The sequence below is a fragment of the Planococcus sp. BI3 genome (assembly GCF_056680115.1).
On the sequence record NZ_CM155266.1, the window covers coordinates 1517202 to 1539836 of the forward strand.

At 45.8% G+C, this 22635-nt stretch carries 22 protein-coding genes; 8 read left to right on the forward strand and 14 right to left on the reverse strand.

What is annotated here, in order from left to right; genetic code table 11:
• Positions 1-19 precede the first annotated feature (19 nt).
• The 8 genes from AC1MEO_RS07775 to mutY form a co-directional block, all read right to left on the reverse strand.
• A complete protein-coding gene (locus AC1MEO_RS07775; protein ID WP_480336055.1) occupies positions 20-1024 on the reverse strand; it encodes an ABC transporter permease in 1005 nt (334 codons plus the stop codon).
• A gap of 85 nt (positions 1025-1109) precedes the next feature.
• Positions 1110-2732 carry an ABC transporter substrate-binding protein gene (locus AC1MEO_RS07780; RefSeq protein ID WP_480335406.1) on the reverse strand — a complete coding sequence of 541 codons (1623 nt, stop codon included), beginning with the start codon at positions 2730-2732 and terminating at the stop codon, positions 1110-1112.
• A 29-nt stretch (positions 2733-2761) separates the two neighbouring features.
• Positions 2762-3745 carry an ABC transporter ATP-binding protein gene (locus AC1MEO_RS07785; protein ID WP_480335407.1) on the reverse strand — a complete coding sequence of 328 codons (984 nt, stop codon included), beginning with the start codon at positions 3743-3745 and terminating at the stop codon, positions 2762-2764.
• Complete coding sequence (locus AC1MEO_RS07790; RefSeq protein WP_480335408.1) at positions 3720-4739, reverse strand: ABC transporter ATP-binding protein; 1020 nt, start codon at positions 4737-4739, stop codon at positions 3720-3722. The genes AC1MEO_RS07785 and AC1MEO_RS07790 overlap by 26 nt, the downstream gene beginning before the upstream one ends.
• Positions 4740-4890: 151 nt before the next feature.
• Entirely contained in the window at positions 4891-6636 is a 1746-nt protein-coding gene (locus tag AC1MEO_RS07795; protein WP_480335410.1) for an ABC transporter ATP-binding protein, read from the reverse strand.
• Positions 6637-6695: 59 nt separating this feature from the next.
• Positions 6696-7241: a nucleoside tri-diphosphate phosphatase gene (gene ntdP / locus AC1MEO_RS07800; RefSeq protein WP_215102815.1), complete on the reverse strand. Its 546-nt coding sequence runs from the start codon at positions 7239-7241 to the stop codon at positions 6696-6698.
• A 103-nt stretch (positions 7242-7344) separates the two neighbouring features.
• The gene (gene fabL, locus AC1MEO_RS07805) at positions 7345-8091 is read right to left on the reverse strand and encodes an enoyl-[acyl-carrier-protein] reductase FabL (protein ID WP_480335411.1); all 747 of its coding nucleotides are present in this window, start codon (positions 8089-8091) and stop codon (positions 7345-7347) included.
• 2 nt (positions 8092-8093) lie between these two features.
• Positions 8094-9092: an A/G-specific adenine glycosylase gene (gene mutY / locus AC1MEO_RS07810; RefSeq protein WP_480335412.1), complete on the reverse strand. Its 999-nt coding sequence runs from the start codon at positions 9090-9092 to the stop codon at positions 8094-8096.
• A gap of 200 nt (positions 9093-9292) precedes the next feature.
• Between mutY and AC1MEO_RS07815 the strand changes: the two genes are divergently transcribed.
• Entirely contained in the window at positions 9293-10273 is a 981-nt protein-coding gene (locus AC1MEO_RS07815) for a metal-dependent hydrolase (protein WP_480335413.1), read from the forward strand.
• Positions 10274-10595: 322 nt separating this feature from the next.
• On the opposite strand, the gene AC1MEO_RS07820 is transcribed toward AC1MEO_RS07815, so the two are convergent.
• Genes AC1MEO_RS07820 through recX form a run of 3 tightly spaced genes read right to left on the reverse strand, consistent with a single transcriptional unit; the run spans position 10596 to position 11983 of the window.
• A complete protein-coding gene (locus AC1MEO_RS07820) occupies positions 10596-10847 on the reverse strand; it encodes a YfhJ family protein (protein WP_480335415.1) in 252 nt (83 codons plus the stop codon).
• A gap of 4 nt (positions 10848-10851) precedes the next feature.
• Positions 10852-11184 (reverse strand): YfhH family protein, encoded by a 333-nt coding sequence (locus tag AC1MEO_RS07825; RefSeq protein ID WP_480335417.1) that lies wholly within the window; start codon positions 11182-11184, stop codon positions 10852-10854.
• Positions 11177-11983, reverse strand: coding sequence for a recombination regulator RecX (gene recX, locus AC1MEO_RS07830; RefSeq protein WP_480335418.1), 807 nt, complete (start codon positions 11981-11983; stop codon positions 11177-11179). Before recX ends, AC1MEO_RS07825 begins: the two co-directional genes overlap by 8 nt.
• 103 nt (positions 11984-12086) lie before the next feature.
• On the opposite strand from recX, the gene AC1MEO_RS07835 reads away from it, so the two are divergent.
• Both AC1MEO_RS07835 and rlmD read left to right on the forward strand, forming a co-directional pair.
• Positions 12087-12986: a TIGR01777 family oxidoreductase gene (locus AC1MEO_RS07835; RefSeq protein WP_480335420.1), complete on the forward strand. Its 900-nt coding sequence runs from the start codon at positions 12087-12089 to the stop codon at positions 12984-12986.
• A gap of 41 nt (positions 12987-13027) precedes the next feature.
• Positions 13028-14392 (forward strand): 23S rRNA (uracil(1939)-C(5))-methyltransferase RlmD, encoded by a 1365-nt coding sequence (gene rlmD / locus AC1MEO_RS07840; protein ID WP_480335422.1) that lies wholly within the window; start codon positions 13028-13030, stop codon positions 14390-14392.
• 332 nt (positions 14393-14724) lie between these two features.
• On the opposite strand, the gene AC1MEO_RS07845 is transcribed toward rlmD, so the two are convergent.
• The gene (locus AC1MEO_RS07845; protein ID WP_480335423.1) at positions 14725-15903 is read right to left on the reverse strand and encodes an MFS transporter; all 1179 of its coding nucleotides are present in this window, start codon (positions 15901-15903) and stop codon (positions 14725-14727) included.
• A 78-nt stretch (positions 15904-15981) separates the two neighbouring features.
• Between AC1MEO_RS07845 and AC1MEO_RS07850 the strand changes: the two genes are divergently transcribed.
• The 3 genes from AC1MEO_RS07850 to AC1MEO_RS07860 all read left to right on the forward strand — a co-directional run bounded on the left by AC1MEO_RS07850 (position 15982) and on the right by AC1MEO_RS07860 (position 19074).
• Positions 15982-16362 carry an OsmC family protein gene (locus tag AC1MEO_RS07850; protein ID WP_480335424.1) on the forward strand — a complete coding sequence of 127 codons (381 nt, stop codon included), beginning with the start codon at positions 15982-15984 and terminating at the stop codon, positions 16360-16362.
• A gap of 446 nt (positions 16363-16808) precedes the next feature.
• A complete protein-coding gene (locus AC1MEO_RS07855) occupies positions 16809-17003 on the forward strand; it encodes an SE1561 family protein (protein ID WP_480335425.1) in 195 nt (64 codons plus the stop codon).
• A 202-nt stretch (positions 17004-17205) separates the two neighbouring features.
• Positions 17206-19074, forward strand: coding sequence for a heavy metal translocating P-type ATPase (locus AC1MEO_RS07860; protein ID WP_480335426.1), 1869 nt, complete (start codon positions 17206-17208; stop codon positions 19072-19074).
• A 27-nt stretch (positions 19075-19101) separates the two neighbouring features.
• Here the strand turns inward: AC1MEO_RS07860 and AC1MEO_RS07865 are convergent, their stop codons facing one another.
• Both AC1MEO_RS07865 and AC1MEO_RS07870 read right to left on the reverse strand, forming a co-directional pair.
• The gene (locus AC1MEO_RS07865; protein ID WP_480335427.1) at positions 19102-20088 is read right to left on the reverse strand and encodes a YihY/virulence factor BrkB family protein; all 987 of its coding nucleotides are present in this window, start codon (positions 20086-20088) and stop codon (positions 19102-19104) included.
• A complete protein-coding gene (locus AC1MEO_RS07870) occupies positions 20021-20527 on the reverse strand; it encodes a YtxH domain-containing protein (protein ID WP_480335428.1) in 507 nt (168 codons plus the stop codon). The genes AC1MEO_RS07865 and AC1MEO_RS07870 overlap by 68 nt, the downstream gene beginning before the upstream one ends.
• A 187-nt stretch (positions 20528-20714) precedes the next feature.
• On the opposite strand from AC1MEO_RS07870, the gene AC1MEO_RS07875 reads away from it, so the two are divergent.
• Both AC1MEO_RS07875 and AC1MEO_RS07880 read left to right on the forward strand, forming a co-directional pair.
• The gene (locus AC1MEO_RS07875; RefSeq protein WP_480335429.1) at positions 20715-22076 is read left to right on the forward strand and encodes an alanine/glycine:cation symporter family protein; all 1362 of its coding nucleotides are present in this window, start codon (positions 20715-20717) and stop codon (positions 22074-22076) included.
• Between the two features lie 58 nt (positions 22077-22134).
• The gene (locus AC1MEO_RS07880; protein WP_480335430.1) at positions 22135-22356 is read left to right on the forward strand and encodes a DUF1128 domain-containing protein; all 222 of its coding nucleotides are present in this window, start codon (positions 22135-22137) and stop codon (positions 22354-22356) included.
• The last annotated feature ends 279 nt before the right edge of the window (positions 22357-22635 follow it).

A 22635-nucleotide genomic window follows, 5' to 3' on the forward strand; every position in this document is an offset into this window, starting at 1 on the left:
AATGTACGTCTCCCCCTTCCTAATCATATTTGATGCGCGGATCAACCAAGCCGTAAAGCAGATCGACAAACAGATTGATCATGACAAAAATAAATGCGACGATCAAAATTCCGGACTGGATGACCGGATAATCCCGGAATCCAATTGCTTCGTAAATATAACGCCCAATTCCTGGCCAGCCGAAAATGGTTTCCGTCAAAATAGCACCGCCAAGCAGCAGCCCCATCTGGAGACCGATAATCGTCAAGACCGGAATGATAGCATTTTTAAGGGCATGTTTGTAAACCACCCAAAACATCGACAAGCCTTTAGAACGCGCTGTTCTGACATAATCCGAACGCATCACTTCCAACATGCTTGAACGCGTCATTCTCGCAATAATCGCCATCGGTATTGTCGCTAAAGCTGTTCCCGGCAACACGAGATGTTTCAGAACAGTAGATAGTTGATTAAAATCGCCTGCAATCAATGTATCGATGACATAGAAACCGGTAATGACATCGACAGGATCACGGACATTTTCACGCCCTGTTGTCGGAAGGATTCCCAACTCGATCGAGAAAATCCATTGATTCATTAAACCTAACCAGAAGATCGGCATAGATACACCAATCAACGCAATGATCATTGCCGTGTAATCAAACCACGAGTTTTGGAACCAGGCTGAAATGATGCCAGCGTTGATGCCAATGACAACTGCAATAATAATTGCAAATAAAGAAAGTTCGATTGTTGCCGCCAAATATGGCCATACTTCATCCACCACCGGAGTTCGGGTACGCAGTGATTCTCCCAGATCCCCTGTCACCAGCCCTTTTAAATAGTCAAAGTACTGGATGTACCAAGGATTATCCAACCCCAGATTTGTCCGTAATGCTTTTATCGCTTCTTCGGATGCTTGTTGACCAAGGATGACTTGTGCAGGATCACCAGGAATTGCGCGGATGATCATAAATACGATAAATGTCATACCGAGTAAAACCGGGATTAACTGTAGAAGCCGCCTTCCGATATAGTGAAGCATCTTCTTCACCTCTCCATCTCTTGCAATATGTATAACAGGAAGAAAAAAAGGGAGGAAATCATCCGACTTCCTCCCCTGGAATTGCCTACTCTAAATCTACTGAAGCCAATTTGTCAGAACCTGTTGGATGTGCTTTGAAGTTGATTACGTTTTTCCCACCAGCAAGCAGCGGTGTAGAATGCGCAAGCGGTACCCAAGGAGCATCTTCATGGATGATTTCCTGAGCTTGCATATACAGTTCATTTCTCAGATCTTCGTCAACTTCTGATTGTGCCTGGATCAAGACATCATGCAATTCCTGATTTTCGTAGTACGTGTAGTTGTTTGTTCCGACATTGTCTTGGTCAAGCAAGGCATACAGGAAGTTATCGGCATCGCCGTTATCGCCAGTCCATCCAAGCAGGAATGCATCGGCTTCTCCATTTGCAGCTTTCTCAAGATAAGTTGCCCACTCAAATGACACGATTTCAGCAGTTACGCCAACATCAGCCAAGTTCTTTTGAATAGCTTCTGCCACTTTTTGGCCATCTGGCATATACGGACGTGGAACCGGCATTGCATAAAGTTCCATTTCAAAGCCGTCTGCAAGACCAGCTTCAGCTAATAACTCTTTTGCACGTTCAGGATTGTAATCATATCCTTCGATGCTGTCATTATATCCGCTGATGACCGGCGGAATCGGGTTTTTCGCTACTTCCGCACGGCCTTCGAAAAATGCATCTACAAGCGCTTGCTTGTCAATTGCATGGTTTATCGCCTGGCGTACTTTTGGATCATCGAAAGGTTCACGTGTTACTGTCATACCAAGGTAGCCGACATTCATAGATGGGCGTTCAAACAATTGAAGATTTTCATCCCCTTCGATTGTCGCACCATCAGAAGGTGTGATGCCGTCTGCCAAATCAATTTCTCCTGATAGTAAAGCGTTTAAACGAGCTGAGTTATCTGGAATCGCGCGGAAGACCACTTGATCCAACTTCGGCTCGCCATCCACCCAATAATCTTCGAATTTCGCGATTGTGATGGTATCGTTGCGTTTCCATTCAACAAATTCGAATGGTCCTGTTCCAACCGGATTGTCACCGAAAGTATCGCCTGCTGCTTCAAACGCAGTAGGTGAGGCAATCGCAAATGGGCTCATTGCCAAGTTTTTAAGGAATGGAGCCTGTGGGCGTTTCAAAGTGAAGGTAACTTCGTAATCGCCTGTCGCTTCAACAGAGTCGATAACATGTCCTTCATCATCGCCATACCCACCGAACATAGAACCGTAATAAGGGTATTGTTCCCCGTCACCGGCTGCCCAGCGTTCAAAGTTCTTGACTACTGCTTCTGCATTGAAATCAGTATCATCATGGAATTTTACGCCTTCTTCCAAGGTGAAGGTATACGTCAAGCCATCTTCAGAAGCTGTCCACTCGGAAGCTAATGCTGATTCAATTTCTGTATCCTGTTCACCAAAGTTCACAAGCGTATCAAAAATGTTTTTCGTTACTTTAAAAGATTCACCATCTGTGACTGTAATCGGATCAAGAGAAACCGAGTCGCCCCCGCGTCCAAAGATCAATGTTTTCTCTTCAGTGGATCCGCCTTCACTTCCACCTTCGCCTTCGCCGCCTTCTGATGCATTATCAGAACTACAGCCATAAAGCGCTGTCGATACTAATAAAAGCAGCATGAATGCCCACGATAAGAATTTTTTCTTCCCCAAATTAACCCCTCCGTTTTTTCTATTTATTATCATTGCGGCCTGGACTCTTCGTAAAGATGACAGGCAACAGAATGACCTTTCTCAACTTCTGCAAAAATCGGCACCGCTTTCGAGCAAATATCCATTTTAAATGGACAGCGCGTATGGAATCTGCAGCCGCTCGGTGGATTTGCGGGGCTTGGAACATCCCCCGTAATGGCGACTTCTTCCCGGACGAATTCCGGATCCGGCACTGGTACAGCAGCCAACAGGGCCTGCGTATATGGATGCAGCGGTTTTTCATACAAATCTTCAGTATTGGCAAGTTCCGCCATTTGCCCCAGATACATGACGCCCACGCGGTCGCTGATGTGGCGGACCACCCCTAAATCATGGGCAATAAAAATATAAGTCAGCTTCAGCTCTTTTTGAAGGTCCTGCATCAGGTTCAGTACCTGTGCCTGAATCGAAACGTCAAGGGCTGATACGGGTTCATCTGCAATAATCAATTTTGGATTCGTCATCAAAGCGCGTGCAATGCCGATACGCTGCCTTTGGCCGCCGCTGAATTGGTGCGGATAACGCTTTGCATGGTAGCTGCTCAAGCCGACAATTTCCAGAAATTCATGGACTTTCTTTTTGCGTTCTTTCGGATCGCCTATATTATGGACATTAAGCGGTTCCATTAAAATCTTTTCAATCGTATGGCGTGGATTCAACGAAGCATAAGGATCCTGGAAAACCATCTGAATATCGCGGCGCGCTTTCCGCATATCGTTGTTCGATAGACTGGTCAATTCCTGGCCATCGAATGTCACTGTGCCTTCCGTCGGTTCCAAAAGGCGCATCAGCATGCGGCCGGTCGTGGATTTTCCACAGCCGGATTCGCCGACGATCCCCAAAGTTTCGCCTTCCTGAACGGTGAAGGAAACGTCATCCACCGCTTTGACATGGTTGCTGACCCTACCCAAAATTCCGGATTTAATAGGGAAGTACTTTTTCAACCCTTCAACTTTTAACAACGGTTCTGTCATGAGACTGTACCTCCTTAGGATCAAATAGGAAACAGCGCGTCTGGTGATTGTCCGCCGTTTGGTACAGTTCCGGGTTTTCCACGATGCAGCGGTCGAAAGCAAATTCACAGCGTTCTGCGAACTTGCAGCCTGTTTTGATGGTTCCGGGTTTTGGAACGTTTCCAGGAATCGAATACAGACGCTCTTTTTTGAAGCGCATATCCGGAACCGATTCCAGCAAACCTCTCGTATATGGATGCTGCGGATCATTGAAAATCGTATGGACTGGACCTTCTTCGACCACTTTTCCTGCATACATGACAACTACGCGCTCACAGGTTTCCGCTACCACGCCTAAATCGTGGGTGATTAATAGGACGGCTGTATTCAATCGTTCATTGAGATTTTTGATTAATTTCAGGATCTGAGCCTGGATGGTCACATCCAGGGCAGTCGTCGGTTCATCTGCAATCAATACTTTCGGATCACACAGCAATGCCATGGCAATCATGACACGCTGGCGCATTCCGCCTGACAGCTGATGCGGATATTCCTTCATCAAGCCCTCAGGACGCGGCAAGCCAACCAGTTTCATCATTTCAATGGCCCGTTCCTGAACCTGTTTTTTGGACCAGTCCCGTTTATGGATCTTGATTGCTTCACGAAGCTGATCGCCGATTGTAAAAAGTGGATTTAACGAAGTCATCGGTTCCTGGAAAATCATCGCAATGTCATTGCCTCTGATTTCCCGCATTTTCTTCTCGGACAATTTCGTCAAATCTTTATCCTGAAATAAAATTTCGCCTCCGGTGATTTTCCCTGGAGGACTTGGAACCAAGCCCATTATGGAGAGTGAAGTAACACTTTTACCGCATCCGGATTCACCGACAATGCCAAGCACTTCGCCTTCCCGTATGTGAAAATCTACATTATCTACCGCTGGTATCTCTCCATCATCTGTGAAAAAGGATGTTTTCAAACCTTTAACATCTAAGATGGTTTTACGTTCATTCATGCTGCTCCCCCTTTTGCACAAAAATGATTCAGATTATTCTCCCTGTTTCAATTATACGTAATATTACTATTAATGCAATATTTCTTTTTGAATTTGCTGGAAGTTAAAAGCATAGAAAAAAGCCTCCAAAAGATGGAGGCTTTAAGAATAATCAATTAAAATGTTGGACCTGGAACAGGTTATAATACACGCCCTGCTGTTTCATTAGTTCATTATGTGTTCCGCTTTCAGCAAGCTTGCCATGGTCAATGACAAGAATCTGGTCCGCGTGGGTAATCGTTGAAAGGCGGTGGGCAACAATGAGAGTTGTCCGGTCATGCGCCAGACGTTCCAACGAATCCTGGATCAGCGCTTCGCTTTCAAGATCCAGTGCAGAAGTAGCTTCGTCCAGTATCAGAATCGGTGGATTTTTCAGGAATACCCGTGCAATTGCTACACGCTGTTTCTGTCCACCAGATAATTTCACGCCACGTTCCCCGACTTTCGTATCATAGCCTTCGGGAAGCTGCGAAATGAATTCGTCTGCATTGGCAGCTTTAGCTGCCGTGACCACTTCTTCATCTGTCGCATCCGGTTTCCCCATCAGGATATTCGCTTTTACGGAATCGCTGAAGAGAATCGAATCCTGCAGAACTAGGCCAATCTGGTCACGTAATGTATGGGTCGTCACATCACGCAGGTCGTGGTCATCCATATAGATGCCGCCGCTGGTGACGTCATAAAAACGAGGGATCAGGGAAATGATGGTCGATTTCCCGCCGCCGCTCATACCGACAAAAGCAACCGTCTCTCCTGGCTTCACGGTGAAGTTCAGATCCGACAATACTTCCGTGCCGCCATCATTGTAATGGAAAGAGACGTCGCGGAACTCCAGTTTGCCGTCGACAACTTTCAGGTCATGCGCTTTTTCCTTGTCCGTCACATCGTAGTCTTCATCAATCAACTCAAACACACGGTCCATGGAAGCCAAAGACTGCACCAAAGTTGTGGAAGAATTGACCAATCGGCGCAGTGGATTGTACAGGCGTTCGATATATGCGATAAACGCCACCATCGTACCGAGTGTCAGATCCCCCTCGATGACCTGGTATCCGGCATAGCCGATGACCAGCAGCGGTGCGACATCCGTAATGGTGTTCACTACCGCGAACGCCTTAGCGTTCCACTTGGTATGATCAATGGCTTTCTCCAGGAACTGATCGTTGGTCTCGTTGAAAATTTTCTGTTCATGCTTTTCGAGTGCAAAACTTTTGATGATGCTCATTCCCTGCACCCGCTCATGAAGATAGCTTTGGACATTGGCCAAAGCCTGCGAACGTTCACGCGTCAGGTCACGCAGCCGTCCAAAGAAATATTTAACGCTGAATGCATAGAACGGGAACGCCAGCAGCGCAACAATGGTCAAGGAAACATCCATTGTCAGCATGATGATGATCGCGATGACAATCGTCGCCAGATCCAGCCAGACGTTCATCAAGCCGATCATGACAAAGTTTTTGGTCTGCTCCACATCATTGATGATCCGCGAAATGATTTCACCCGCACGCGTATTGGCGTAATAGCGCAAACTCAAGCGCTGGAGATGGCCATAGAGAAAGCCGCGGATATCATAAAGGATTTTATTGCTGACATACTGTGCGTAATATTGGCGGTAATATTCAATCGGTGGGCGCAGCAGGAAAAACACGATCGCTGTTCCTCCAAGCCATAAGTACAGCTGCTCCAGCTTTTCTGCGTTGGACAGCGCGTCCGCTCCGATAATGTCATCAATGACGATTTTGATCAGCAACGGAATAAAAAGCGGAATCGCAAATTTAAATATTCCGATGACAATCGTCAATGCAATCTGCCAATAATACGGTTTGACAAACTGCATATAGCGTTTCATACTGCTCAAAACTTTCACTCCATTCTATTCAAAACGAAAAACCTGTTGGCTGGCAACAGGTTTTCATCTTAATCACGAATCCGGTTTAGTCTATGAAATTCATAGCGGTCCGTCCATACTTCGATAAAGTCCTGGGCAAACGGCCCTCTGCGCTGTTTGATCCAGCCTATCAACTTTTCCACATTTCGGTGAAGAATTTGATCAATCACTTCAGGATAACCCATTTGCCGCTTATGGTCTTCATATTCGTCTTCATCCAACAGCGTGTAAGACATGTCTGGAAACACTTTTACATCCAAGTCATAATCGATGTATTTCAACGAGCCATTATTATAGACGAATGGAGAACTGACATTGCAATAATAATAAACACCGTCGTCTCGGAGCATACAGATGATGTTGAACCAATGTTCTGCGTGGAAATAACAGATTGACGGTTCGCGCGTCAACCAGGTTCGGCCATCGGATTCTGTCACCAGCGTCCGTTCATTTGCACCAATTACAATATTATTCGTACCTTTCAGTACAGTTGTTTCCTGCCAGACACGGTGGATTCGGCCGTTGTGTTTATAACTGTGGATTTGGATTGTTTCACCCTCCGCAGGAATCGCCATGTAGCATCCCACCTTCTTGTCTAAGCCTTTGTTTATCTGCTATTTCAGTATTATATCAATCAATTCTGAAAACATACAGCAATAAGGCGGAAGGACCAAAGGATTACATCACGACCGAGCGGCCGCCGTCAACAATAATCGTCTGTCCACGGATCATATCCGAATCCGAAGAAATCAGGAATAATGCCGCTTTGACCATATCCTCGATTTCAACCATTCGGCCCGCTGGCGTATTGACACGCGCATCGTTCAATAAATCTTCCCGGTTCGGAAAATGCTTTAAAGCTTCTGTATCAAGCGCTCCGCCCGATACTGTATTGACGGCAATTCCGAGTGGCGCCAGCTCAACAGCCAGATAACGCGTTAATGATTCTACTGCCGCTTTTGAAACTCCTATCGTCGTATAATTTTCCAAATACCGAATAGAGCCAAGTGAACTGATGCCGACAATTTTGCCGCCTTTATCCATCAATTTCGCCGCTTCCTGGGCACCGAACAACATTGCTTTTGCGTTGATGTTCATTGTCCAGTCCCAATGCGATTCTTCAAGTTCCATAATAGGGCGCAGTACACCGGAAGCTGCGTTGGAAACGAAAACGTCCAGACGTCCAAATTCCTCTTTAATGGTCTCGAACATGCCGCGAAGTTTCTCGACATCGCCTACATTGGCACGAACCAATAAGGCCTTTTGTCCTCTTGCTTCAACTTCCTTGACCGTATCAAGTGCTGCAGTTTTGCTGCGTGCGTAATTGACGACGATATCGTATCCTTGTTCTGCAAGAGCGATTGCCATCGCTTTGCCGAGGCCTCTGCTGCTGCCTGTCACCAATGCTACTTTTTGTTCTGCCATAATCAAACATCTCCTCTTTGCTGTAATGCCGTTTTCATTTTCTGGACCGGTCCGGCAATCGGCAATAAATCCAGTTCCTCTGCCGTTACCCATCTCATATGGGCAGGTGCCGCTATATTTTCACTGTCGGCGATAAAGCCATCCACGTTCCATGTTAAATGAGAAAAGACATGTTTGAAAGAAGTAATTTTTTCTGCTTTGTCCACAACGCCTTTCAAGCTTTCAGACAGCTGTTCTTCGATTTCCAGCGGCAGCATGTCTGTTGCCGTTTCGAGCATCGGAAATTGCCACATATTCGCCAGCAGGCCCGTTGCAGGACGCTGTTCCATCAGCAATTTGTTGTTGTGGCGGATAGCCACCATTGCATATTGCAGTGATTTCGTTTTTTTCGCTTTTGATTTGATTGGCAAGTCCTGCTGCTTGCCTTCATGAAATGCGGCACAGTGCTCACGCACCGGACACAGCAGGCATTTTGGTGAAGTCGGTGTACAGATCAAGGCACCTAGTTCCATCAAACCTTGGTTAAATGAAGACGGATCTTCATGGCTGATGATTTCAGTGACGGCTTGTTCAAAGATTTTCCGTGTTTTTGGCTTCGCAATATCTTCCTCAATCAGAAGAATTCGGGACAATACACGCATGACATTGCCATCCACTGCATGTTCCGGAACGCCGTAAGCAATGCTCAGGATGGCTCCAGCCGTATACGGGCCGACCCCTTTCAAGGATGAAATTTCTTTCCGGTTATCAGGGACGATTCCACCGTAGTTTTCAGCGACTTCCTTTACTCCAGCCTGCAGGTTGCGGGCACGGGAATAATAACCCAATCCTTCCCATTGCTTCAGCAGGATTTGTTCGTCGGCTCCAGCCAAGTCGTTCAAAGTGGGAAATTTTTCGACAAAGCGTTTATAATAAGGAATGACAGTATCCACACGGGTCTGCTGCAGCATAATTTCTGAAATCCATATTTGATAAGGATCTGCCGTCCGTCTCCAAGGCAAATCTCTTTTTTCTGCCGCAAACCAGTTGATCAGGTCATTTTGAAATTGTGTCTTCTCTAGTTTAATGGGGATAGCCTCCGTTCAGCTTGATTATTCCAGTCTTGTTTCGGGTATATATGCAAGTAAGGAATACATTTATTTTAACAAAAATCTTTAGTTCTCCATACCAATTAACATCTTTATAGAAAGGGGATGAGGCAATGGATACAGGAACTCATATTGTCATGGGCATTGCCCTTGGCGGCCTCGCAATGGCCGATCCGGCTGTCGTCAGCCACCCCGCCACCATGACCGCAGTAGTATCCGGTGTCATCATCGGTTCATTGGCACCTGACATCGACACTGTTTTAAAACTTCGTGATAACGCCGTATATATCCGGCATCATCGAGGCGCCACCCATTCGATTCCCGCAGTGATGCTTTGGCCTCTGCTAATAGCAGGTGCATTATCGTTCATCTTCCCTGAAGCTAACCTGCTGCATCTATGGCTATGGTCTTTCCTGGCAGTTTTCATGCATGTATTTGTTGATATTTTCAATTCCTATGGCACACAGGCGCTCAGGCCGATTTCCAACCGTTGGGTTGCACTTGGCGTCATCAACACTTTTGACCCCATCATTTTCGGTGCACATGTACTGGCCTTGATGATTTGGGCATTCGGCGCTGATCCAGTTTGGACGGTTGGTATTCTGTATGTCGTTATGTTCTTCTACTACATTGCAAGATTCGCCGTCCAGGCAGCGATTAAGCATGCTGTCCGGAATACCATCCCGGGCGCCAACAAAGTTTTTGTGGCACCAACGATGCGTTTTTTCCATTGGCGTGTTGCTGCCGATACGGACCGTCATCATTATGTCGGCCGTGCATACGGACGGACCATCAACATCTATGATAAATTCATGAAAAAAGAGATGCCTGAAAACAATCTGATTCAGGCTGCATTAAAAGACAAGAACATCGCGGCGTTCATTTCCTTCTCTCCATTATACCGTTGGGAAATCAACGAGTATGGAGATATCTACGAGGTACGGCTGATCGATCTGCGCTACCGCAGCAATGATTATTATCCATTTGTGGCTGTTGCCCATTTGGATAAAGAATGCAAAATCATCAATTCTTATACCGGCTGGATCTTTAGTGAAGACAAATTAAGAAAAAAACTGGATTTCAGCCATAACTAGAAAACGCACACCCTCGGGTGCGCGTTTTCTTTTTTGAAGTTTACGAAAGTGTGGGGTTTTAGATTTGTATTTAGTGTCCAGACTCCAGCGCCCAGCTCTTTGGGTCATAAGCCAGCCCAGCTGTGCGGCTGAAAATATGCCACTCTGCCGTTCTGTCTTATGCCCGGCAGAGCTACACGGGCGCTTTCGCTTTTCTTTATTGTCTAGCTGCAGCGCCCAGCTCTTTGGGTCATAAGCCAGCCCAGCTGTGCGGCTGAAAATATGCCACTTCGCCGTTCTGTCTTATGCCCGGCAGAGCTACACGGGCGCTTTCGCTTTTCTATTAATCCTTCAACAAATGTGCATATTTCGGGTTGGTGCTGGCAAATTCATGAATTTTGTCGCCGTAGCTGTCGATCCACTGGCGCATCACTTTCTCTACTACTGCGGTGCCTTGGTAATCGTATCCAGCTTTAGCATAGGACGATTCAAAGTCTGAAGCCAGCAATTCAATCCAGATACGTGCTTTTTCTTCCGATAAGTTCGGATTTTTTTCCAATAGTTCGATCGTCAGTTGTTCGATAATTTCTTTCATCCGTTTACTTCCCTTCTTTCAACGGGCGCAGCATGGAAATCGGCAACGCTTCCGTATGTTTTTCTCCGCCCATCCGGTATCCCCAGGCAAATCGGCCTTTTAAATAATCGATTTGAAAATAGACGTTTGGATCTCCATCGATGCGGTACACTTCACCTTTTTTGAAATCGGCGGGATCCAATAGATAAGCCGCCGCCATCATGGCTTTTCGTTCCAGCACGGCAAATTCATTGACGATGCCCAGTTGTTCAGCTTTCCGGGCTTTTTCTTTCAGACGCGCAATTGCCCCGCGGAGTTCATGTTCAGTCATATCGCTGTATCGCTTTTCTTCAGTCATCTTCAAGCTCCTTTTTTTCCAGGTAGTCACTGATTACTTCATTAGGAAAACCTTTTTGGTACAGCCCTTGTTTAACTTTCGACTTCAAGTCATAGCCTGTCAGTTTTGAGCTATGCTTGCGCCAGAGCTTGTCTCCTTGTTCCGTAACAATCTCCGACCATTGGTCATCGTCTTTTTCAAGGTCCAGCTCTTCCATCGCCAATTTGATCAGCGAATAATTGTAGCCTTTCCTCATCAAAGTATCACTGATTTTCTGATTGATCTGGCTTGGCGTCTTCATCTTCTCTTTGATGGCAATTTTCTCTGCAAGGCCTTTGGCTACTTCCAATTGTTCTTCTTCAGAATAGGAATCCAAAACATCTTTTTGCATCTGTTTGTCAATCCCTCTCTTTTGCATATCCTGCTGGATTGCACGCGGCCCTTTTTTGCCCGAGTTGATTTGCGTCCGCATCAGCGCCTCTGAAAATTGCTGATCATCCAGAAATTTGTGGGTGTACAATTTCTTAATGGCTTCATCTATTACGGCATCACCGTATTCTTTTTCTTTCAGTTTCTGGCGCACTTCGCCTTCACTTCTCATCCGAAATCCAAGGTAATAAAGAGCTTTGTTATAGGCTTTTCGGACTTCGTCCTCGAAGTTGATCTCTTCGATGGTCCATTGATCCAACTCTTTCCCTTTGGTGAGCTGATACCTGATAAGCACCGCTTCATCCACGCTAAAAGCATATTTATCTTCAAAAAAGATATTATACCTTTCAGGGTTTTTCTTTCCCTGTGTGATTTTTGAAATAATCGGCATTTACTGGCACCTCTCTTCTTCTCACATTATACACCTTTCAAGCAAACAATGGCATAGCTCGATGCTTAAAAGGGTATGATAATAAGAAATGGAGGCGATGGAAATGAAAATTGCAATTACGGGCGGCACTGGATTTGTCGGCGAAGAATTAACACGTCTTTTACTGGCTAGAGGCGATGAGGTAGTTATTTTGACCAGAAAACCAAAAAGCAATACCGATAAAATTACATATGTGAAATGGCTGTCCCAAGATGCCGTTCCTGAAACACAGCTGGAAGGTGTTGATGCCTTCGTCAACTTAGCTGGAGCATCCATAAATGACGGCCGATGGAGTGAAGAACAGAAAAAGCTGATCTACACAAGCCGCATGGATGCAACCAATGAATTGCTCCGTATTATCCATAAACTGGAGAAAAAGCCAAAAGTCCTCGTGAATGCCAGTGCTGTCGGGATTTATCCGCCATCTGAAACTACAACCTACACAGAAGCTTCCGCTGATCTTGGATCTGATTTTCTTGCCCAAACAGTACGGGATTGGGAGATTTTAGCTGCTCGGGCAGAAGAAGATGGGTTACGGGTAGCATGTGGCCGATTCGGCATCATTCTGGGCAAAGATGAAGGAGCATTGCCTTTGATGGCGCTGCCCTATAAATTGTTTGCAGGAGGCACGGTTGGTTCCGGCAAGCAATGGCTGTCATGGATCCACGTAAAGGATGTAGCGCGGGCACTCGCTTTTGCACTCGATAACGACCAGCTGAACGGAGCATTCAATGTCACTGCCCCCAACCCTAAGCAAATGAAGGATTTCGGCAAAGAAATTGCACATGCACTCGGCCGCCCGCATTGGATTCCGGTTCCTTCCTTTGCCTTAAAAACAGTACTTGGAGACAAAAGCCAATTGGTTCTCGAGGGGCAGCGCGTCTTGCCGACCGTCCTCGAGCAGCATGGTTTCCAATTCAAGTTTCCCAATTTGCGATCAGCACTGGCTGATATCTATAAATAAGGCTATAATGGGGGGATGATTAACTGAAGGACGTGATATCCATGAACGAACAACCTATTATTGAAGAAGGCCAAAAATTTCCGATGACCATTAAACGGCTCGGCATCAACGGCGAAGGCATTGGCTATTTCAAACGCAATGTGGTATTTGTGCCGGGAGCTTTGCCAGGTGAAGAAATCACCGCGCAAGTGACTGTGGTCAAGCGAAATTTTGCCCAAGCGCGCATCGTTAAAATAGATACTGCTTCTCCTCACCGCCAGACACCGCCTTGCCCGATCTATGAAGCATGCGGCGGCTGCCAATTGCAGCATATGACTTACGACCAACAGCTGGTCGAAAAGCGTGACCTTGTCGTCCAGGCATTGGAACGTTACTTAAAAGGTGCCAAAGTCCATGTGGAAAAAACCATCGGCATGGAAGATCCATGGCATTACCGCAATAAAAGCCAATTCCAGACACGCTTGAAAGGTACAAAAGTCATTGCCGGATTGTTTGCTGAAGGCTCTCATCAATTATTGGATATCGAGCAATGCATCGTCCAGCATCCGGACACGACAGTCATCACCAATGCCGTGAAACGGATTTTGGAAGAACTGAAAATGCCGATTTACGATGGCAAGACGATGAAAGGCATCATCCGTACCATCGTTGTCCGCACCGGTGTGAAAACGGGTGAAATCCAACTGGTTCTAGTCACGACACGCTCGAAGATTCCACAAAAGGAATTATTGCTGGAACGATTGAAAACAATTGATACCAATCTTGTATCCATCGTCCAGAACATCAATAAAGAAAAAACCTCCCTTATTTTCGGGGATGAAACCGTCACCTTATTTGGCAAAGACACCATCCATGAAGAACTGGGCGAATTGGCATTTGATTTATCAGCCCGAGCTTTTTTCCAGCTGAACCCTACTCAAACCGTCAAATTATACAATGAAATCAAACGCGCTGCAGAATTGACCGGCCAGGAAAAAGTGGTCGACGCCTATTGCGGCGTTGGCACCATCGGCTTATGGCTGGCGGATAGCGCCAAAGAGATCCGCGGAATGGACGTCATCCATGAAAGTGTCGTCGACGCCAAGGCAAACGCTAAAAAACAAGGCATCACTGCGAAATACGTTACCGGCACTGCAGAAAAATGGCTGGAACTTTGGAGCAATGAAGGCTTTGTCCCTGATGTGCTGACAGTCGATCCGCCGCGCACCGGCCTAGACGATTCGTTGTTGAAAACCATTTTGAAAGTAAAACCGAAACGCTTTGTCTATACCTCGTGCAACCCTTCCACATTGGCGAAGGATCTGCAGCAACTAACAAAGATCTACCGTATCGAATACATTCAACCAGTCGATATGTTCCCGCAAACCGCACAAGTGGAAACAGTAACGAAATTGGTGCTGAAATAAGAAAAGCGGAAGCAGCCGTTTAGCCCCGACAAGCGCTGGAAGACTTACCGGTAATGGCGCTCTTTGCCATTGTCGGTAAGTCTGAAGCGACTCGAGGGGCTGGCTGCTGGAGCCTGGACAATAAAGAAAAGCGGAAGCAGCCCGTGTAGCTCTGCCGGGCATAAGACAGAACGGCGAAGTGGCATGTTTTCAGCCGCACAGCTGGGCTGGCTTATGACCCGAAGAGCTGGGCGCTGCAGCTGGACAATAAAGAAAAGCGCAAGCAGCCAACAGCTGAACAATAAAAAAACTGGACCAGAGAAAATTCTCTGGTCCAGTTTTTTTGGATTAAACTATAGAGTCTGCACTTTTTTTGCATTGCCGTTCAAAGCAATAAGCACTGCTATCAGCAGCAGAATCCCGGCAATCAACAGCAGGAAACTGAGGCCTCCGGAATATTCAATGAACAGCCCGCCCATTGATGGACCCGCTAGACTGCCGATACTGAATGCGATACCGCATAGGAGGTTGCCTGTCGGCAAAAGATCTTTCGGCATTAAATCGGCCATATAGGAAATGCCCAGCGAAAATGTAGAGCCGACAAACATACCGGCCAGCGCAAAAAATCCGACGGTCAGCCAGGCATTGGATTCATAAAAGCTGGCAACCGCAAACACAGCCGCTCCCCCTATCAATGCCAGCAGCAGAACTTTCCTTCTGCCAATCCGGTCGCTCAGATTCCCCAAAGGCAATTGTGTCGCAATGGCTCCTGCTGAAAATGCTGCCAGCATGATCGACACCATCCCGACTTGTATCGACTGCCGCAAAGCATAGACCGGATAAATTGCATTCAGTGAAGCTTCCAGAAAACCATAGCCGAGGGGCGGCAAAAATGCCACCCATGCAATAATCAAAGCCGCTTTAAAACGTCCGGCTGTTCCTTTCGTTGTCATGGATCCCCCTGATACTTCAGGGAAATCATTCTTCAGCGAGAAAACCAAAGACCAGGCCAGCAGACACAGAAGTCCTGATACGATGAACGGTAAAGCTTCAAATATTTCCACCATGGGCACGAAAAGCGGCCCCGCTCCGAATCCGACACTGAAAGACATGCCGTAAATGGCGATATTGCGTCCCAACCGGTGCTGGGGAGAGGTACTGGTGATCCAGGTTTGCGTTGAAAAATGCAAAGCCTGGTCACCGACACCAATCAAAATTCGCAGCACAAACCAAAACAGCACCGATTTCCAAAGCGGAAACATCAACAGGGACAGAATGACCAATCCCCCACCCACCAAAATTAAGGGCTTGTAGCCGAACTTCCGCAGTTGCGGTTCCATAAATGGTGCTATCAACAGGGTTCCTACATACAAACCCGTGGCACTCAAGCCATTCAAAGCGGAGGAGACTCCGTCCTGTTCAAAAATAACTGCAATCAGCGGCAGCAGCATGCCCTGAGAAAAGCCTGAAATCGAGACGATGGCCACCAGAATCCAAAATCGGCCACGCTCACTCTTTAAAAAACCCTTCATGATGCCTCCCCGAACAAGCACGTTCTTTTGTATTTAATAAGAATTCAGATACAATTCTAACATAGGAGGCGTTTATAGATGAATTATTCAATGAACAAAAATGGCTTCACAGGGCATTTGCCTTTTGGGGAGCTCGAAATTTCGAGCAACGAAGAGTATGGCTTCCGGCCGTATCAATTATTGGTTTCTTCACTTGCCGTCTGCAGCGGAGGCGTCATGAGAAAAGTTCTTGATAAGATGCGGATGCCTGCTGAAGATATTCAAATCGAGGTTAAAGAGCTTGTGCGCAACGAGGAGGAGGCGGACCGGGTCGAAAAAGTCCATTTACACTTTATTGTCACAGGGGATATCAACAAAGAAAAAATGCCACGTGTTATGGAATTGACCCGCAAAAACTGTTCAATGGTCCAGTCAGTCAAGGACTCTATTGAAATTATCGAAAGCTTTGAAATCCGTTAAACATCACAAAAGGCTCATTCCGTATCTGATGTCAGATTGCGGATGAGCCTTTTATGTTTTATATACAGTTAAGGTATTTTTCATAATCCCATTCTCGGCTAAGGTGCCGATGAAATGCGCGAACCCCCTCCTTTGAAATTCCTGATGTTGTAGTCTGGTTTCGCTGATTCCCTTCGGCCTCCCCTCTCGTTTTGTTAAACCCAATTTAACACAAACTCCACATTAAGTAAATATTCAAAATACATAAAAGAGTAAAATAATTAGTTCTACCTATACTTTATCCCGCTTTAACGGTCAGTAAGACTCCCCATTGTGCAAATATAGGATCCACTGACCGAAAAAGTACGATTGGGTGGACTAACAATGCCCCAACTGATTGAACTTTCTCTTTATTGAAATCTACGCCAGTTTCCGTTACGATTAACATGCGAAATGAGGTGTATCAATTGGGGAAATCCATTACAAACAAAGAACAGCAGGTCTCTTATATGAAACAGCGCTTAAGCATGTTTTTGGAAGTATTAGATGCTATTGAACCGGAAAACACGGAACTTGAAGACATTGATCGCTTAATTGCGATGGTCGATGATTTAGACGACAAGATGAAACAATTCCAGAGCCGCCCAACTGAAGAACAATAAGCAGTAAATCCGTTGCCGCTTCCGGCAGCGGATTTTTCTTTTGTTTTAGACTGGAAAGTCGCTACCTCTTTTACTTGCATAAAATGTGATAAAATAAAGAAGGATGGGATTTTGAAAATTCCGTCCTTTCAAATGAATTCCATAATAAATCTTGTGCAGCTTATCCAGTAAATTTTTCTTCTAGGGAAAGAAGGTACCATCAATGGCGGCTTTCAAAACACATATCGAATTGATTGCATCGATTGTTTCAGGAATTTTAATCATCCTCGCCTTTATACTGGAAATTCAGGATTACATCACTCCCTCAGTCATCACTTACTTGCTGGCCTTTGGGATTGGCGGCTATGCCAAAGCCAAATACGGCATACTGAAAACTTTGGAGGACAGGCAGCTGAATGTTGAAATTTTAATGATTTTAGCAGCAGTCGGCTCTTCCATCATCGGCTATTGGACAGAAGGAGCCATTCTAATTTTCATCTTTTCCTTAAGTGGAGCGCTGGAAACCTATACGATGAACAAAAGCCGGAAAGAAATAACATCCTTAATGGAGATTCAGCCCGAAGCCGCTTGGCTAATCAGAGAAGGGCAAACGGTGCGTGTCCCTCTCGGCGACTTGGATACTGGTGACATGATTGTAGTGAAACCCGGAGAACGGATACCAGTGGATGGTGTCTTGCAAGTCGGCCAAACCGCTGTAGATGAATCCGCAATCAGCGGCGAGGCACTTCCCGTCTCTAAATATGAAGAAGATGAGTTGTTTGCAGGAACGGTCAATTTGTCTGGTGCTATTACGATGGAAATGACCAAGCCCAGCTCTGAAACCATGTTCCAGAAAATCATCGATCTCGTTCAATCGGCGCAAAGCGAAAAATCTCCTTCTCAGCAGTTTATCGAACGCTTTGAGGGCCGTTATGTAAAAGTTGTACTGTTGACTTTTGTGCTCATGTTATTCTTGCCGCATTACATGTTCGCCTGGGATTGGAACACCACATTCTACCGGGCCATGGTCTTGCTGGTCGTGGCCTCTCCTTGTGCACTTGTCGCTTCCATCATGCCCGCCACACTCGCGGCCATTTCAAATGGCGCAAAAAGCGGAATCATTTTCAAAGGCGGAATGCATCTCGAGAATTTGAGCGTCGTCAAGGCCATCGCTTTTGATAAGACCGGTACCCTGACGCGCGGCCAGCCGGAAGTCACAGATTTCGTCATCCGAAAAGGAGCGGATCCCCAAATCGCGATGGCCAAAATCGCAGGAATCGAATCCCAATCCAATCATCCTCTGGCAAAAGCCATAAGTGATTATGTGATATCAAAAGGAATCGCTCCGATACCGAACCTGGCAGTTGAAGATGTACCCGGCAATGGCTTAAAGGCGAACATCGACAGCGAAGAGTTTCTCGTAGGCAAACCGAAATTTGTCGGCGAAGAACTTGCAGAAGCTTTTGAAGAGGGTCTATTAGGAAAATTAGCCAATCAAGGGAAGACGGTCACTTTTGTCCGGGATAACCACGGAATCCTTGCAGTTATGGCATTAAAAGACACGGTTCGCGATATCACCAAATCTACGATTGAAGAATTACAAAAAGCCGGCATCTACTGTATTATGCTGACAGGTGATAACCGCAAAACGGCTGCCGTCATTGCCAAAGAAACCGGTGTCGACGATTATATCGCAGAGTGTCTGCCTGCAGATAAAGTGGATGAAATGAAAAAACTGCTGAAAAAATACAAGTATGTAGCCATGACGGGCGATGGCATAAATGACGCGCCTGCACTAGCCACGGCGACGACCGGCATCGCGATGGGAGCAGGTACCGATATTGCATTAGAGACTGCTGATGTCATCTTGATGAAAAATGACTTATCACGGATCGCCTACTCAATCCGCCTTTCCCGGAAAATGCAGCGCATTGTCAAACAAAATATTTTCTTCTCCGTTTCTGTCATCATCCTACTGATCATCTCGAATTTTTTTCAGACCATCACATTGCCGATCGGCGTGATTGGCCACGAAGGCAGCACGATTTTGGTCATCTTAAACGGCTTGCGCATGCTCAATCGAAATGTATAGAAAAAGGCATCCTGAATTGTTCATCATTCAGGATGCCTTCTTTTTCTTTTTAATGAAATGCCGCCGTTCTTTCATCACGGCATTAATCTGTCCGCCCACTATCAATAACATCGCGGAAATATAAAGCCAGAGCATCAAGATGATAACGCCGCCGATACTGCCGTACGTAGCGGAAAAATTCCCGAAATTGCTGACATAGATTGAAAACAGATAGGAAGTAAACAACCAGCCGATTGCTGCGAAAGCAGCACCAGCCAGGACACTTACTATATTCATCTTCACGTTAGGGGCCAACCAATAGATGATGGCGCAGGCTACAAAAGTGATGATTCCCGGTATCGTAAAGCGAATTGAGTTCCATAATGCCAGAAAGCCTTCTTCCAATCCAAGAAATGAAAAAATCAACAGACCCAGTTGCTCGCCAAAAATAGGCAGCGCCAAAGCCAAGATCAAAATAAAAATCAGCAGGATGGTCATGATGATCGACATTCCTCTTGCCAGCAGAATCGGACGGTCTTCTGTTACTTTATAGGAAAGGTTAAGTGATTTGATCAACGCATTCATCCCGAGGCTAGCTGACCAGATCGTCGCCAGAATACCAAAAGACAGCAAACCGGTATTTTGGTTTGTCAGTATTTCGACCAGTGTACTTTCAATCAGCACATACACTTCTGCCGGTACAACCTCTTCCAGGAAACTAAAAATTTCAGTTTCAGATATGGCCAGGTATGGCAACAGGGTAACCAGGAAAATCAGCAAAGGGAAAATTGACAAGAGGAAAAAAAACGCCAGCTGTGCTCCAAGTCCTGGCACATCGACGTCTTTGATCCTCTGAAACAATTCTTTTAGAAAGCCAGAACCTGTAGTCACATCGAAAGTGATGGAGTGGACACGGGTCTGGTTATCATACTCTTGCTGTTCTTCAGGTTTTATCGAGCTGATGGGATTAAGACCGATTCCCGAAATTTGAATTGCTGCCTGATTGATTGCTTTTTTCAGATGGCTTATTGTCAAACTGAGACGACTTGTTGCCAGATCCCGAAGAACTCTTATCATCGGTCAAAGAAGAAGTCGGCGAAGGATTGTCTTCTTTGACTGCTGAAAGCACATCATCTTTTGTTTCGATGACTGCATCTTTTGTATCCATAAATGCCTCTTTGGTTTCAAGTGCCATTTCCTTAACTTGTGGAGACATCTCTTTCAACTCATTTACTTTGCTTCCAACATAAGACGCATCTTCTGAAATGCGGGAATACAGATTTTGTGCTCTTTCAGCCTGTTGCTGGAAAGCCTGCATCAATTCGTCTCTATTGCTAGCATAATACTTTGCGTTATCGGTCGCTTTTTTCGACTTTTGGATTACATCATTTCTTGTATTACGGTCTAATAGCGAGACAATGATTCCTACCGCTGCTCCCACTAATAACCCAGTCATTAACTTGTTTTGGCTCATTCTAAATTCCTCCCAATAAAAATATAATTTTCACATCTGTTAGGAATTTTCCCTAATCTTTGAAAATCTAAACACGTATCTAAAATTATTTTTTAAAAATAACTTGACTATATTGAAAAACTTTCGGAATATTATGTTTACAGGAGGTTTTCAGATAGAAAAGAGATAGTGAAAAGGGGGAGAAATAATGGCACAGTTTGAAGAATTATTGGGCACGATCAGCGGCTTTGTATGGGGACCGCCTTTATTGATTTTATTAGTAGGAACTGGAATTTTCTTAACTGTACGTCTCGGTGTTCTGCAGATTCGGCTATTGCCTTATGCTTTGAAGTTGGTCTTCACTAAAAACACGGATACGACTTCTAAAGGAGACATCAGTCATTTCCAAGCATTATCGACCGCCATGGCTGCCACGGTAGGTACCGGTAATATCGTCGGGGTCGCAACAGCGGTCATTCTCGGCGGACCGGGTGCTGTCTTCTGGATGTGGTTTTCTGCATTCTTCGGGATGGCGACCAAATACGGAGAAGCTGTGTTGGCAGTCAAATACCGCGTAGTCGACGCCAAAGGCCAGATGGCCGGTGGACCGATGTATTACCTTGAGCACGGTTTAAAACAAAAATGGCTGGCTGTCTTATTCGCCACCTTCGGGGCGATTGCTGCTTTCGGAATCGGAAACGGGACACAATCGAACTCAGTAGCTTCTGTTGTTCGAGATACATTCAGTGTACCAACTTGGATTACAGGAATTATTTTAACTATCTTTACTGCGCTGGTCCTGCTTGGCGGAATCAAAAGCATCGGCCGCGTCACTTCATACTTTGTTCCTTTTATGGCGCTTTTCTACATAATCGCCGGAATTATTATTATGATCTTCAATATGGAGCTGATTCCTGGAGCGTTTGCTACAATCTTCAGTGCGGCATTTACTGGTGAAGCTGCAGTCGGTGGTGCTATTGGTGCCGCTATCCGCTATGGTGTGGCACGAGGCGTATTCTCCAACGAAGCAGGGCTTGGATCTGCTCCGATCGCTGCCGCTGCCGCTATCACGGATCTTCCTGGACGCCAGGCACTGGTCTCCATGACACAGGTATTTTTCGATACCATCATCATCTGTTCAATTACAGGTGTCACCATCGTCATGTCAGGCCTTTATACAGATAAATCATTAGAAGGCGCAGCATTGACAACAGCTGCCTTTGAACAATTCCTGGGAGGCGCAGGACCGATTGTTGTAGCCATCGGATTGATTTTCTTTGCCTCTTCTACGATTATTGGTTGGTCTTATTACGGGGAGAAATGTTTCCAGTATCTGTTCAAAAATCCGGCATTGCTCATCGTATACCGCATCGCTTTCGTATTGATGGTTTTCGTAGGGGCAACCGTATCCCTTGATGTTGTCTGGACTTTCTCTGATGTCATGAATGGTTTAATGGCATTCCCGAACTTGATTGGACTCCTTGGCCTGTCCGGCGTCATTGTCTACGAGACGAAACGCATCATCGCCAAAATCAAGGAAGAAAAAGAAGCCGAACGAGCTGGCAATTGACATTGCATTTGAATAATGAAATGATTAAGCATACCCACCCGAAAGGCAGGAACTTATCATGGACTTATCAAAACCATCTCCAGAAAACGTCAGCTTTATGATTGAAGAGATCAAATCAAAATTGCGTATGGTCAATGTGGATGCAATGAAAGCCGAGCATTTTAATGCTTCGCAATACGAAGACTTGCACGAACTCTATGAAATGGTCTCAACTCGGGACAAGTTCAGTACAAGTGAAATGCAGGCCATTGCTACAGAGCTTGGTTCTTTGCGTAAATAAGAAAGCCTAAAACCCCCTGAAGGAAAAATTCCTTCAGGGGGTTTTTGATTTGCCGAAAGGATAGGGATTTTGTTGTACCTTCTGGGCTTCCTCAGTTTTTCTTTGTCGGAGCAGAACGGTCGCCTCAGCTTTTCTTTTTGTCCAGCTTCGACGACCTGCTCCTCGGATCATAAGCTGCCCTTCCTGTGCGGCAAAAAAACGCCGCTTCGGAAGTTCATCTTATGTCTGTCGGAGCAGAACGGTCGCCTCAGCTTTTCTTTTTGTCCAGCTTCGGAAGCC